We start from the raw sequence: 13777 nt of genomic DNA, 5'->3' as shown, positions 1-13777 counted from the left end.
CTTATCCCCGTATCGCCCAGAAAGCCAGGCTCAGGCCTGGAAACTCACCCGCGACGTGAAAGGCAAAGCCTCCGGAATTTGCCAACTGCTTCCAGTGCTCACTGCCGCGATCGAGTTCGTAGTAGGTCGAACCTGCGTGAAACGGGATCTGCCGTGGCGCCACGGGCAACGGCAGCAAGCCAATGCCCGGCAATTGCAAATTGACGAGATCACGAATGTGCTCGACCGGGCCGATCTTGCTCTGCTGTCCGAAGCGCGCGCGGAGTGTTTCACTGGGCATGTCTGCGCGCACGACCAGCACGAAACTGGCGTTGTCGATCAGGCTGCGATCGTTAAGCATCGCCACGTGCACGCCATGGGTTTTTTCTTCAATCGGAATCGGCGTGGCCTTGCTGTCGATCAGCGTCGACAGCGCCTCACGAAGCGCCTCCACGACGGGCGCGAAGCTCAGCGCCAGCTCGTCGTGTCGATACGGCCCGAACGGATCAGGCCGGCGTCCTGACGCGATGAACGTGGCGAAATCCCCCGCTAGGCTGACCAGCTCGCTGTAGAGACGCTCGGGATGCAGCGGCCTCAACTGAGTCAGATGATTGATCAGCGGCTCGGCGCGATTGACCAGTTGCAGCAGCATGAAATCAGCGATTTCCGAAGCCCCGCCTGCGCCGGACGCCACAACCCGACCCGCCAAGGCCTCACCACGCTGATGCAGCAGACCCAGCAGTTCGCTGCACAACGCGCTCAGATGTCTGGACGCGGTGACATCGAGCACCGGCGGGATGTAGGTGTCGTCGATAATAACGGCGTGATCGGCGCGCTTTTCCTTGATGCGAGCCAGCCCGAGGGCCGCGTAGTCGCTCAAGCCGTCCCTGGACGTCACCAACCGTAAGGCGCGCGCGCCGACGGCAATCGGCGTACGGTTTTCGAAGGGCGCGTTGTCATCGCGGACCTCCCGAACCCGGCTGACATAACGCGCGCCAGCCAGCGCTTCCCCTTCGTCCACCGTGTCACGCTGGCCCACCCGCTTGAGCGGCAGCGCCAGGTAAACCAGCCCGTCACGCAGGTCTTCATCGACGGTCAGAGGGCTAGGCGCCAGATCGTCGTCGGGAATACTGAACGGCGTGCCGTCCGGCAGTAATCCCCGCGCCGACACGATCGCGAGCTTGCCCTGCGCCAGCAGACCTTGATCCAGCATCAGCTCGGAAAACCCCCAACATGCGGCCGACAGTGGGCGGCAACGAGCGTCGATCAGGTTCTCCAGGTAACGGTCATGCTGCTGGAAGTGCTGCGTTGCGATGAACATGCCTTCCGACCAGACCACTCGATTGTTCCAGGACATAGGTTCTCCGATTGCCTAGTGGTGACGATTTGGGTTGGCGGCGGGTACGCCACTGATGGCGCGAGCATCCACGGCAATATGAAAATCCGAGGCCTGGTGCGGTGCGACAGTGAGCACGGCGCGCCACTGCGCCTGATCGATTTCGCGAAACCCCACCGCCAGGCCGATGTGCCGGGCAGCCGAGTGCGGCCCACGCTCGACGGTCAACTGCTCGCCCGGCTGGAGAAGAAGCTCGTCCTGATCGAGCAGGTCGGCACCCAAGGTCGACTGCGTGCGTTCGACCAGCGCGAAATAATCGGCACGGGCGAAACTTGCGATGTTCTTCAGTTCGAAAATGCGCACTCGAACGGGCGCTGCGACACCACTGACGCCCGGGTTAAGCCCTGCGCCTGCCGTAAAGTGCAGCGCAACAGTGGTGGCCTCAACCGGCGCTTCGACCGGCGGCGGGGTCAGTGCATTGTTCGCACAGGAAACCAGCAGCAACGCCGTGGCGATTGCCGCTACAACTCTTCCAAACATCCTTCGTCCTCATGACGTACTGACTTTCTGTCCGTTTTTCCTGAACTGCTTTTACGAGCGACCCAGCCGCGCGCTGTGCGCTTCGTAAGCACGGCTGAACTCGCGACCGAACAGGTCTTGAAAATCTTCCTCTGCCTCACGGGAAATGCGCGCGTACAGCTCGGTGAATTGCTGCCAGTTCTGCGCTTGCCGCGAACCAAAGAAATTCGCCAGGGCACCTGATTTGCCCATGCGCACCTCAAGCTCAGCGGGCTCGAACCGTTTGAGCAGCGACTTGATCGCCGCCTCGACACCTGCCATCACGGCAAGCTGGTGCGCGCGCAGATCGTCGAAGCTGTCGGCAATCGCCTGATCTGGCGGCAGGAAAGCCTGATTACCATCACGGAGCAGCAACAGCAGCGCCTCATCGGCATTGGGCGCAAACTTCAAGGGATTGTTTTCAACCGGGCGAATCAGGGTCTGCTGCATCCGAAACTCGCCTTTCAGACTGCTGCGCGCACGCAAAACGTCGATAAGGCCCTCGACCATCAACCGATAGCTACGGCCGATCGATGCCATTTGGGCGGGCGCTTGAGCCGGGTTTATCCGCAGCCGCTCAAGCCCTGCGCCGCGCAAGAAAGCCTTGAGAAGATCAGACGGGTCGTCGGGTGCGGCCGGATCGACAGCGGCAGTGGCAGCGGTCGGAGGCGAGTTGCCCGGATCTGCGATGCCTGCTTCGACGGGTTGAGCGCAAGCGGGACCGGACGTTGAGGAAGACACGTCCCAGTCCTCAGGAATAACGTTCACGAACGAAGCCGACGCTGGGGCATCGGGCGAGACAGACGGCGTCAGAGGCTCAGGTGGACGGAAAGCGTGGCGCTCGACAGGCACATGGTCCGGCTGAGTGGCAGCAGGCGCTTTTGGAGAGGTCAGGAAATCGAACAGATCAGGAAGCGTGTCCTGTGCGCCAGGCCCTTGAAAACACGCGGCCGGATCAGCAGCGGCGAGGAACGGTGAAGCCGGAATCTGCTGCCCCATCAGCGCTTCAAAGCTGCTGGCGAAGTCAGCATTTGAGGACGCCGGACTGGACAGTTTCATATCGACGTTAATGCGCGCGAGAATCTCATATTCACCAATGCGGATAACTTCGCCGTCTTCAATGGGCTCACTGTTGCCGCGCCGCAAGCGAATACCCGCATTAACAAGCTCCACGCCGTTAGTACTGCAGTCCGTCAGGTAATAGCGGCCGTTCTTGAATTGAACGATGCAATGCCGGGAAGAAATCAAACGCTCCGGATCCGATAATATCCAGTCACACTCTTTTCCCCGGCCAATAGCCATCACCCCGTTATCCACGGTTTTCTCGGACAGTTGGCCAGGGGTTATCTTTTGATAACTGGTTATCGTCATAAAGAGTGACACTTTGCCTCCTTGCTCGCACTGCGCGACGTTCGCACAGACAGTTCCACCTGCACGCGACGGCCCGGCATCGCGCGGAAAAACCTCGGAAATGAACAACCTTGTCGGTCTGTTACGGACCTTTTCAGCACACTCGGTACGCCTTGGCCCAGCGCTCTGAACTGCAATCGAATCTCGACAAAGAGAGGCGGCAGTCCTATCAAAACTTTCAACGAGGAAACATAGCTTACCTTGACAACGGATAACTTTCACAACAAAAATGCACAACTTGTTAAACATTACCAAGCCCTAGCGACATATTCCGACTTATAAAAGTCAGAACAATCTCTAGTTATTGTAGGAAGTTTCCTCAATAACTGATTTTTATGCCTTCAGCCGATAAGGATATCGATTGTGTTGGATATTCCATTGCTACTCGCCGCAGTTTCAGATCACTCTTCCTGTGGCGATGATCTGGAATACGACGCGGATTTTCTGCAGTTGGAACGCGACGCTCAAGGCAAGCCGGCACGCATGATGGGTGACGCCATTCACCCTGAAGAACTGCCCCAATGGCGGCATGTCGCACAGTCCGCCACTGCACTTTTGCAGCGCAGCAAAGACCTGCGGATCACCCACTTCCTGCTGCAGAGCGCGCTGGCCCTTGAAGGGTTTCACGGTCTCGCCAGTGCCCTGACGCTGGTCCACGATTTGCTGGGCCAGTACTGGCCGATCATCCACCCGCGTCTGGACGCTGAAGACGGCAACGATCCCACTGCCCGCATCAACGCGCTCACTGCAATTGCCCGCGAAACCAACCTTCGCTTGCTGCGCGAGAGCGAACTGACGAACTCACGCGCCTTTGGCCCGATCAGTCTGCGTGCCGCGCTCCACGCCTCAGGCCTGCAGACTTTCTCCGACGAAACCCTCAAATCCGAGGAGCTCTGCGGGGCACTGCGTGACAGTGATCCGGAGCACCTCAATGCGCTGCGCTCCACAGTGCGCCAGGCTCACAGCACCGTCGACGCCATCGAGCACTACGTCAGTGAACAGGTGGGCGGTGCGCACGGGGTCGATCTTTCAGCGCTGAAAGTGCTGCTCAAACAAGCCCTGCACATCCTCGCCGAGCACGCGCCGGACGCAAGCGTGGGCGAAATGAATCGAGAGCGCGTCAGCCCGTGTTGTGACGAGACGCCGCCTGGCCCCGCGACCGAATCGCGCCCGGACGCTGAGATTTCCGGCCGGGAGGACGTGGTTCGCAGCCTGGACCGGATCCTTGACTATTACGCCCGCCACGAACCGTCGAGCCCGCTGCCCGTGTTGTTGAACCGGGCGAAGACGCTGGCCCACGCGGACTTCGCGACCATCGTGCGCAACCTGATTCCAGACGGGTTTTCCCAGCTCGAACATCTGCAAGGCCCCGACGCACATTGAGCGAACGCGACGGCAAGTCGATCAGGGAAAGCACACAACCCCGTGACCGGTTACGACCGATGACGGCAATCACGTCGCAAGAGCGACCAGGAGGAGCAACGTGGCGAACAGCAGTTCTCAGAAATTCATTGCGCGCAATCGCGCCCCGCGCGTCCAGATCGAGTACGACGTCGAGCTCTATGGCGCGGAAAAAAAGGTCCAGCTGCCGTTCGTGATGGGCGTGATGGCAGACCTTGCGGGCAAGCCCGCCGAGCCCTTGGCCGCCGTGGCTGAACGCAGGTTCCTGGAAATCGACGTTGATAATTTCGACTCGCGCCTGAAAGCCATGCAGCCGCGTGTCGCCTTTCACGTCCCCAATGAACTGACCGGCGAAGCCAACCTGAGCGTGGATATCACCTTCCAGAGCATGGACGACTTCAGCCCGGCTGCGGTCGCACGCAGGGTCGATTCGCTCAATCAGTTGCTCGACGCCCGCACTCAGTTGGCGAACCTGCTGACCTACATGGACGGCAAGACGGGTGCGGAAGAAATCATCATGAAAGCGATCAGGGATCCGGCCCTTCTGCAGGCCCTGGCGAGTGCGCCAAAACCTCAGGATATCGATGCTCATTCCACCGAGCCGACAGCGTAATCAGGACGAACGAACATGACTCAGTCACTCAATGAGCAGGCGGCTCAGCCGGGCTTCACTGACAATGCCAACGAGTTCGCCTCGTTGCTGCTGCAAGAATTCAAACCCAAGACAGAGCGCGCCCGCGAAGCGGTCGAAACCGCGGTTCGCACGCTGGCCGAACAGGCGCTGGCACAGACCGATCTGATCTCTAACGACGCGATCACCTCGATCGAATCGATCATTGCGGCCATCGACGCCAAGCTCACTGCACAAGTGAATCAGGTCATTCACCACCCGGAGTTTCAGCAGCTCGAAAGCGCCTGGCGTGGCCTGCATTACCTGGTTAACAACACCGAAAGCGACGAGCAGCTGAAGATTCGCGTACTGAACATTTCCAAGCCGGAGCTGCACAAAACGCTGAAAAAATTCAAGGGCACGGCATGGGACCAGAGTCCGATCTTCAAAAAAATGTATGAAGAGGAATACGGCCAGTTCGGCGGCGAGCCTTACGGCTGTCTGGTCGGCGATTACTACTTCGACCAGTCGCCCAAAGATGTCGAGCTACTGGGCGAGCTGTCCAAGACCTGCGCAGCGATGCACGCACCGTTCATCGCAGCAGCCTCGCCGACGGTGATGGGCATGGGCTCATGGCAGGAACTGTCGAACCCGCGCGATCTCACCAAAATATTTACAACACCGGAGTACGCCGGCTGGCGCTCACTGCGTGAGTCGGAGGATTCGCGCTACATCGGCCTGACGATGCCACGCTTCCTGGCGCGTCTGCCTTACGGCGCCAAGACCGATCCGGTGGAAGCCTTTGCTTTCGAAGAAGACACCGATGGCGCCGACAGCGCCAAATACACCTGGGCGAACGCAGCCTACGCAATGGCGGTAAACATCAATCGCTCGTTCAAGCACTACGGCTGGTGCTCACGGATTCGCGGCATCGAATCCGGAGGCGAAGTGCAGAACCTCCCCGCCCATACATTCCCCACCGACGATGGTGGCGTGGACATGAAGTGCCCGACTGAAATCGCGATTTCCGACCGTCGCGAAGCCGAATTGGCCAAAAACGGGTTCATGCCACTGTTGCACAAGAAAAACACGGATTTCGCGGCATTCATCGGTGCGCAGTCGTTGCAGAAACCTGCGGAATACGACGACCCGGACGCGACTGCCAACGCCAATCTGGCCGCGCGCCTGCCGTACCTTTTCGCCACCTGCCGCTTTGCTCATTACCTCAAGTGCATCGTGCGCGACAAGATCGGCTCGTTCAAAGAGAAGGACGAAATGCAGCGCTGGTTGCAGGGCTGGATTCTGAACTATGTCGATGGCGATCCGGCGCACTCGAGCGAAACCACCAAGGCCCAGCATCCGCTGGCCGCAGCCGAGGTAGTGGTCGAGGACGTCGAGGGCAATCCCGGCTACTACAACTCGAAATTCTTCCTGCGTCCGCACTATCAGCTGGAGGGCCTGACTGTGTCGTTACGTCTGGTTTCCCGGCTGCCGTTAGCCAAGGGCGTCTGATCATAAAACTGGACGGGTCGCATTCTGCGGCCTGACCGAAATCAACGTGGTGAAGACCACATTGGAGAAAACATGGCAGTTGATATCTTCATCAAGATCGGCGACATCAAGGGCGAGTCCATGGACGAGACCCATAAGGACGAGATCGATGTATTGAACTGGAGCTGGGGCATGACCCAGTCCGGGAACATGCACACAGGCGGTGGCGGCGGCGCGGGCAAGGTCAACATTCGCGACCTGTCGTTCACCAAACACGTCGACAAGTCCACTCCGAACCTGATGATGCTGTGCTCCAGCGGCAAGCACATCGACAAAGTCACCCTGACCGTTCGCAAGGCGGGCGGCGAGAGCCAGGTCGAGTATCTGGTCATCAATCTTGAAGAGGTCATCGTCACCTCCCTGGAAACCGGCGGCTCGGGATCGGCGGACCGGATGACGGAGAACGTCTGCCTGAACTTCGCTCAGGTACTGGTTGATTACCAGCCACAGAAAGCTGACGGCACCAAGGACGGTGGCCCGGTCAAGTACGGCTGGAATATCCGCACGAACACCAAACGCTGATCCCCTTACGCGCCCGGGTATCTGCCGGGCGCGTATTCCACACCGACTTATCCGCAGGATGCAGAAACCGTGGCGAGACCTTCGTTTATCAATTTGTGGAGAGCCTGTTCCGAGGTTCCGACGAGCCGCCCAGACGGCAATCCCTGCATTGGCCCTCGGGAAAACCACAAGGCGACACGCATGCAGCCCATCCGATACTGGAAAGACATGATAGAAACAGCGTCCATACGCCGGGTTGCATGTCTGCCTCGGTTTTGGGATCAAAAAGACTTCACCTGGCAGCTCAACGGGTGAACAGCCTGACCCTGCGTGAGCGTCTGCAGCCTTCACTCCTCGATCGTCTGACCGATAACGAGCCCGGCAATCTTCAAGAAGGCGCCGATAGACGCGTCCTCACCCTGAACCAGTTGAAGGCGTCGGTATTGCGTGACCTGACGTGGCTGCTCAACACCACTTCGCTGTTGGACGCCGATGCCACGCTGAACACGCAGGCGGGCACGTCAGTGGTGAATTTCGGCCTGCCTCCGCTCACCGGGACCAGCGCGTCGAACATAGACGTCAGCCTTCTGGAACGGCTGATTCATCAAGCCATCGCCACGTTCGAGCCCCGGATTCTGCGGCACACGCTGCGCGTTCGCGCTCAGGCCGCGCCCAATCGAATGAACCACAACGCGTTGAGTTTCGAGATCGAAGGCGATCTGTGGGCCCAGCCGGTTGCGTTACCACTGTTGCTTCGCACCGACCTGGACCTGGAGTCCGGTCATGTACAGGTCGCCCCGGCCGAACAACGGAGGCGCCCATGAATCCGCGCCTGCTGGAGTTGTACAACCAGGAGTTGCTGCACGTGCGCGAAAGTGCGGCGGAGTTTGCCAGGGAATACCCGAAGATCGCCGGGCGCCTGACGCTGTCCGGGATCGAATGCGCCGACCCTTACGTCGAGCGCCTGCTGGAAGGCTTTGCGTATCTCACGGCTCGGGTGCAGCTCAAACTCGATGCCGAATACCCGACATTCACCCACAACTTGCTGGAAATCGCCTACCCGCACTACCTCGCGCCGACACCGTCGATGACTGTGGTGCAGATGCAGATCGACCCGGATGACGGCTCCTTGAGCAGTGGCTTCACCCTGCCTCGCGACAGCATTCTACGCGCCACGCTAGGCCGCGACTCCCAGACATCCTGCGAATACCGCAGCGCTCATCCTGTAACCCTGTGGCCGTTGAAGGTCAGTCAGGCTGAGTATTTCGGCAATCCCGCGACCGTACTGGGCAGAGTGGCCGCCGGCGAGCCGAGAGCCAAGGCTGGACTGCGCCTCACGCTGCGTACGGGCGCAGAATTGCCGATCAACAGCTTGGGCCTCGAACATCTGCCGCTCTATCTCAACGGCGCGGATGAGCAGCCCTTCAAGCTGTACGAGCAATTGCTCGGCAATGCCTGCGCGGCATTTGCGCGCCAGCCCGACGGCGAGTGGATCGAGCGCCTGCCTGTCGACGCATTGAAGCCCTGCGGTTTCGATGACCGCGAGGCGGCGATGCCTGTGGTCCCGCAAGCATTTCAGGGTTATCGGCTGCTGCAGGAATACTTCGCGCTGCCGCAACGCTACCTGTTCGTCGACGTCACGGGGCTCGGCACAGCGGTAAGCCGGTGCGCAGGTCAAGAGCTGGAACTGGTCGTACTTTTCGACCGATTTGACCAGAGCCTGGAAGGAAGTGTCGGGCCTCAACAGTTTGTGCCGTTCTGCACACCGGCGATCAACCTGTTTGCGCGACGCGTCGACCGAGTTCACGTGTCTGATCGAGTCAACGAGCATCATGTCATCGCCGATCGAACGCGGCCGATGGATTTCGAAATTCACTCGATCACCGGCGTGACCGGGCACGGCGCCGGGCCTGAACAGCCGTTCCTTCCGTTCTACGCCGTGCGCGATCCCTCACGCTATGGGCGCAACACCGCCTTTTACACCCTGCGTCGTGAGCACCGCGTGCTGTCCAGTGAGCAGCGTCGCACCGGCACACGCTCAACCTACGTGGGCAGTGAGACGTTCATCAGTCTCGCGGACAGCAATCAAGCGCCTTGGCGCACCGACCTGCGCCAATTGGGTATCAGTGCGCTGTGCACGAATCGCGACCTGCCGCTGTTCATGACGATCGGCGGTGGCAAGACCGACTTCACGCTCGCCGACAGCGCACCCGTGGTGTCGATTCGTTGCCTGATCGCACCGAGCCGGCCCCGCGCCAGCCACGCCCACGACCAGAAAGCCTGGCGCCTGATCAGTCAGCTTTCGCTGAATTACCTGTCGCTGAGCGAGCACGGCCAGGGTGCGGCTGCGCTTCGCGAACTGCTCCGCTTATACGGCGACAGTAATGACGCCGCGTTGGCCTTGCAGATCGAAGGCCTGCGCGAGGTCAGCAGTAAAGCGTGCACCCGTCGCTTGCCGATGCCGGGACCGATCGCGTTCGGGCGCGGACTGGAAATCACCCTGGAGTTCGACGAAAACGCTTTTCGCGGCACCGGTGTGTTCTTGCTCGGCGCCGTGTTTGAACGCTTCGTGGCGCGCTACGTATCCATCAACAGTTTTACGGAGACCGTTATTCGCACCAGCGAACGCGGCGAGATCATGCGATGGAAAGCCAAGCCCGGCCGCCGTCCGGTCCTGTGAGCACGCTCACCGCTACACCAGTCGAACCGTGGGAATATGATTTTTTCCAGGCGCTGCGACGCATCGAATGCCAGTCACCGCAGCTGCCACGATTGGGCCATTCCCTGCGGCTGGCCGACGATCCACTGCGCATGGGCCAGCAACCCGATTGCGCCTTCGCGCCCTCGACGCTGGCAGCGCTGACACCTGCAGAAGACGACAAGCCGGCGCGGCTGGAGCAGCTTTTTTTCGGCCTCGGTGGCCCCAATGGCCCATTACCGCTGCATCTGACCGAGTACGTGCGCGAGCGCCAGCGCAACCATGCCGACAGCACGAGCAAGCGTTTTCTCGACATCTTCCATCATCGCCTGCTCAGCCTGTTCTATCGGGCGTGGGCCGAAGCACGACCTGCCGTCAGCCAAGACCGGCCGGATGATGATTACTGGGCCGCGCGTCTCGCCGCCTTGAGCGGTCGCGGCATGCCGAGCCTGCTTGACCAGGGGCTGATTCCGGACACCGCCAAGTTGCACTTCAGCGGCCATCTGGCAGCGCAGACCCGTTACCCGGACGGCCTGAAGGCAATTCTGGAGGACTATTTCGGATTGCCGGTTGAAATCGAAGAGTACGTCGGCCAGTGGCTGGAATTGCCCGAGCGCAGTCTCCTGGGAGTCAGCGCCAATCAACTGGGCGTCGATTTCTGTCTGGGCGCTCAGGTCTGGGATCGCCAGCACACGTTTCGGTTGCACCTTGGTCCGCTCAAGCTCGACGGGTACATGAGCATGCTGCCCGACGGCGAAGCCTTTGCGCACCTTGTCGTCTGGGTCGCCGAGTACTTGGGCCATGAGCTGGACTGGGACCTGAATCTGATTCTCGGACAAGCGCACGTCCCCGCCTTACGGCTCGACGGCCAGTTCCGCCTGGGTTTCAACACCTGGCTCGGCCAGCCCTCAGAAGATGCCCAGAACCTGATTCTGGCCCGTCATTACGCCGAACAGGCGCGCTCGATGCAGCCGCCGTCCGCAACTTCCAAAGACCCTCACGCAAGGAGCATGAAATATGGGTGAAATCCGTCGCGCAGCGCTGTTTGGCAAGCTCAACAGCCTTGGTTACAAGGCCATCGAATCCGCTACCGTGTTCTGCAAGTTGCGGGGCAATTCATATGTGGAACTGGCCCACTGGATTCATCAACTGCTGCAATTGCAGGACTCGGATCTGCACCGGATCGTGCGGCAGTTCGAGGTCGAACCGGCGCGCCTGGCCCAAGACCTGACCCAGGCACTGGATCGCCTGCCAAGAGGTTCTACATCGATCACTGATCTGTCCTCACACGTCGAGGAAACGGTCGAGCGTGGTTGGGTTTACGGCAGCTTGATGTTTGGCGATGCGCAGGTACGAACAGGCTATCTGCTGGTCGGCATTCTCAAAACGCCGAGCTTGCGTCGCGCGCTGATGGATCTGTCTTGCGAGTTCGAAAAGATCAAAGTCGAGGCGTTGAGCGAGCGCTTTGACGAATACGTAGGTGATTCCCCGGAAAACGCACTGAGCGCCAGCGATGGTTCCAGTGCAGGGGCCGCGCCGGGTGAGGCCAGCGGCGCGATCGCGCCCAGCGTCATGGGCAAGCAGGAAGCGCTCAAGCGTTTTACGGTGGACCTGACCGAGCTGGCGCGCAGCGGCAAGCTTGACCGCATTGTCGGACGCGACGAGGAGATCCGGCAGATGGTCGACATCCTCATGCGTCGTCGACAAAACAACCCGATCCTTACTGGCGAGGCCGGGGTTGGCAAGACTGCGGTGGCGGAAGGCTTCGCATTGCGCATCGTCGCTGGAGACGTTCCGCCCGCGCTCAGAGATGTCGAACTGCGCAGTCTGGATGTCGGCCTGTTGCAGGCAGGCGCAAGCATGAAAGGCGAGTTCGAGCAGCGTTTGCGCCACGTGATCGAGGAGGTTCAGGCATCACCGAAACCCATCATTCTGTTCATTGACGAGGCCCATACGCTGGTTGGCGCGGGCGGGCCGGCGGGCACTGGCGACGCGGCCAATCTGCTGAAACCTGCGCTGGCGCGTGGCACCTTACGCACGGTAGCCGCGACGACATGGACCGAATACAAAAAGCACATTGAGAAAGACCCTGCCCTGACCCGCCGCTTCCAGGTGGTGCAGGTCGATGAGCCCTCGGAAGACAAGGCGCTGCTGATGATGCGTGGGGTTGTCAGCGCCATGGAAAATCACCATCAGGTGCAGATTCTCGACGAGGCGCTGGAAGCCTCGGTCAAGCTTTCACAGCGCTACATCCCAGCCCGGCAACTGCCCGACAAATCCGTCAGCCTGCTCGACACCGCATGCGCACGAGTTGCTGTCAGTCTGCATGCGGTGCCTGCCGAAGTGGACGACAGCCGCCGACGCATTGAGGCGCTGGAAACCGAGGTGCGGATCATCGCGCGAGAACATGCCCTGGGCGTCGAGACGGGCACGCGTCACGGGGACAGCGCCAACCTCCTGAGCCGCGAGCGCGCACGTCTGGCCGAGCTGGAAACTCGCTGGCTTGAGGAAAAGTCGCAGGTGGATGAGCTGCTGGCCACGCGCGAGCAGCTCCAGGCACTCGCAGGCGTCGCGAACCCGGATGACGACGCAGACCCGCGTCACGCACTGCGCGAAAAGCTGATCGTCATGCAATCGCGCCTGAGTGCCCTGCAGGGCGAAAACCCGATGATTCAGCCGACCGTTGATTATCAGGCCGTGGCCTCAGTGGTCGCCGACTGGACCGGCATTCCGGTCGGTCGCATGGCGCGCAATGAGCTGCAGACCGTGCTCAATCTTGATCGCTACCTGAGCAAGCGCATCATCGGACAGGACCACGCGCTGGCGATGATCGCCAAGCGTGTCCAGACCTCCCGCGCCCGCCTGGATAATCCGGGCAAACCCGTCGGGGTGTTCATGCTTGCCGGGACCTCAGGCGTAGGCAAAACCGAAACCGCACTGGCGCTGGCCGAAGCAATGTACGGCGGTGAGCAAAACCTCATCACTATCAACATGAGCGAGTTTCAGGAAGCCCACACCGTTTCTACCCTCAAGGGCGCACCGCCCGGGTACGTCGGTTACGGCGAAGGCGGCGTGCTGACCGAAGCGGTGCGGCGCAAACCGTATAGCGTCGTGCTGCTGGACGAGGTGGAAAAAGCCCATTCGGACGTGCACGAGCTGTTCTTCCAGGTCTTTGACAAGGGCGTCATGGAGGACGGCGAAGGCCGGTTGATCGACTTCAGGAACACGCTGATCCTGCTGACCACCAACGTCGGGACTGAGCTGATTTCGCATCTGTGCCAGGACACCGGGAACGTGCCGAATCCGCAAGACATCGCTAAAGCCCTGCGTGAGCCGCTGCTTGAGATCTTCGCGCCTGCCCTGTTGGGGCGTCTGGTGACGATCCCGTACTACCCGCTCAACGACGCGATGCTCAAGGCAATCACCCGTCTGCAACTCGATCGCATCAAAAACCGAGTGGAAGCCACGCACAAGGTGGCGTTTGCCTATGACGACACGGTGGTTGACCTGATTGTTTCGCGGTGCACCGAAACCGAAAGCGGCGGGCGAATGATCGACTCCATCCTCACCAACACATTGCTGCCTGACATGAGCCGCGAGTTCCTGACCCGAATGCTCGAAGGCAAGCCGATGGCCGAAGTGCAGATCCGCGTCCGAGATAACCGCCTGGATTACCAGTTCAGCGATGTCGATTGACCGCCGCTGTTACAGACCCGCCCGCCCCCTGCGCCGG

At 60.4% G+C, this 13777-nt stretch carries 11 protein-coding genes; 8 read left to right on the top strand and 3 right to left on the bottom strand.

The features are described 5' to 3' along the window. Position 1 precedes the first annotated feature (1 nt). The 3 genes from tssK to tagH are packed head-to-tail and all read right to left on the bottom strand — an operon-like array spanning position 2 to position 3256. The gene (gene tssK, locus AAGQ88_RS00820; protein ID WP_342654186.1) at positions 2-1336 is read right to left on the bottom strand and encodes a type VI secretion system baseplate subunit TssK; all 1335 of its coding nucleotides are present in this window, start codon (positions 1334-1336) and stop codon (positions 2-4) included. Positions 1337-1351: 15 nt separating this feature from the next. Then, a complete protein-coding gene (gene tssJ / locus AAGQ88_RS00815; RefSeq protein WP_342654185.1) occupies positions 1352-1855 on the bottom strand; it encodes a type VI secretion system lipoprotein TssJ in 504 nt (167 codons plus the stop codon). A gap of 51 nt (positions 1856-1906) precedes the next feature. After that, positions 1907-3256 (bottom strand): type VI secretion system-associated FHA domain protein TagH, encoded by a 1350-nt coding sequence (gene tagH / locus AAGQ88_RS00810; RefSeq protein WP_342654184.1) that lies wholly within the window; start codon positions 3254-3256, stop codon positions 1907-1909. A 393-nt stretch (positions 3257-3649) separates the two neighbouring features. Between tagH and tssA the strand changes: the two genes are divergently transcribed. The 8 genes from tssA to tssH all read left to right on the top strand — a co-directional run bounded on the left by tssA (position 3650) and on the right by tssH (position 13740). Then, complete coding sequence (gene tssA, locus AAGQ88_RS00805) at positions 3650-4666, top strand: type VI secretion system protein TssA (protein ID WP_342655722.1); 1017 nt, start codon at positions 3650-3652, stop codon at positions 4664-4666. Between the two features lie 100 nt (positions 4667-4766). Continuing rightward, positions 4767-5297 carry a type VI secretion system contractile sheath small subunit gene (gene tssB, locus AAGQ88_RS00800; RefSeq protein ID WP_342654183.1) on the top strand — a complete coding sequence of 177 codons (531 nt, stop codon included), beginning with the start codon at positions 4767-4769 and terminating at the stop codon, positions 5295-5297. 15 nt (positions 5298-5312) lie between these two features. Beyond that, positions 5313-6806 (top strand): type VI secretion system contractile sheath large subunit, encoded by a 1494-nt coding sequence (gene tssC, locus AAGQ88_RS00795; protein ID WP_342654182.1) that lies wholly within the window; start codon positions 5313-5315, stop codon positions 6804-6806. Positions 6807-6878: 72 nt separating this feature from the next. Then, positions 6879-7367, top strand: coding sequence for a type VI secretion system tube protein Hcp (locus AAGQ88_RS00790; RefSeq protein WP_285423639.1), 489 nt, complete (start codon positions 6879-6881; stop codon positions 7365-7367). A gap of 290 nt (positions 7368-7657) precedes the next feature. Then, entirely contained in the window at positions 7658-8170 is a 513-nt protein-coding gene (tssE, locus tag AAGQ88_RS00785; protein WP_342654181.1) for a type VI secretion system baseplate subunit TssE, read from the top strand. Continuing rightward, positions 8167-10026 (top strand): type VI secretion system baseplate subunit TssF, encoded by a 1860-nt coding sequence (tssF, locus tag AAGQ88_RS00780; RefSeq protein ID WP_342654180.1) that lies wholly within the window; start codon positions 8167-8169, stop codon positions 10024-10026. The genes tssE and tssF overlap by 4 nt, the downstream gene beginning before the upstream one ends. After that, on the top strand, positions 9990-11069 hold the full coding sequence (gene tssG / locus AAGQ88_RS00775; RefSeq protein WP_342654179.1) for a type VI secretion system baseplate subunit TssG: 1080 nt from the start codon (positions 9990-9992) through the stop codon (positions 11067-11069). Before tssF ends, tssG begins: the two co-directional genes overlap by 37 nt. Beyond that, positions 11062-13740 carry a type VI secretion system ATPase TssH gene (tssH, locus tag AAGQ88_RS00770; RefSeq protein WP_342654178.1) on the top strand — a complete coding sequence of 893 codons (2679 nt, stop codon included), beginning with the start codon at positions 11062-11064 and terminating at the stop codon, positions 13738-13740. Before tssG ends, tssH begins: the two co-directional genes overlap by 8 nt. The last annotated feature ends 37 nt before the right edge of the window (positions 13741-13777 follow it).

The sequence above is a fragment of the Pseudomonas sp. F3-2 genome, assembly GCF_038804275.1.
Lineage (GTDB): Bacteria > Pseudomonadota > Gammaproteobacteria > Pseudomonadales > Pseudomonadaceae > Aquipseudomonas.
Note: the sequence above shows the minus strand (reverse complement) of the source record. Positions and strands in the feature narration are given on the sequence as shown.

Excerpts from the sequence above, each read along its gene's own strand:
- tssC (WP_342654182.1), top strand. The coding sequence starts at position 5,313 with ATGACTCAGTCACTCAATGAGCAGGCGGCTCAGCCGGGCTTCACTGAC.
- tssF (WP_342654180.1), top strand. The coding sequence starts at position 8,167 with ATGAATCCGCGCCTGCTGGAGTTGTACAACCAGGAGTTGCTGCACGTG.
- tssH (WP_342654178.1), top strand. The coding sequence starts at position 11,062 with ATGGGTGAAATCCGTCGCGCAGCGCTGTTTGGCAAGCTCAACAGCCTT.
- tssJ (WP_342654185.1), bottom strand. The coding sequence starts at position 1,855 with ATGTTTGGAAGAGTTGTAGCGGCAATCGCCACGGCGTTGCTGCTGGTT.
- AAGQ88_RS00790 (WP_285423639.1), top strand. The coding sequence starts at position 6,879 with ATGGCAGTTGATATCTTCATCAAGATCGGCGACATCAAGGGCGAGTCC.
- tssG (WP_342654179.1), top strand. The coding sequence starts at position 9,990 with ATGGAAAGCCAAGCCCGGCCGCCGTCCGGTCCTGTGAGCACGCTCACC.
- tssK (WP_342654186.1), bottom strand. The coding sequence starts at position 1,336 with ATGTCCTGGAACAATCGAGTGGTCTGGTCGGAAGGCATGTTCATCGCA.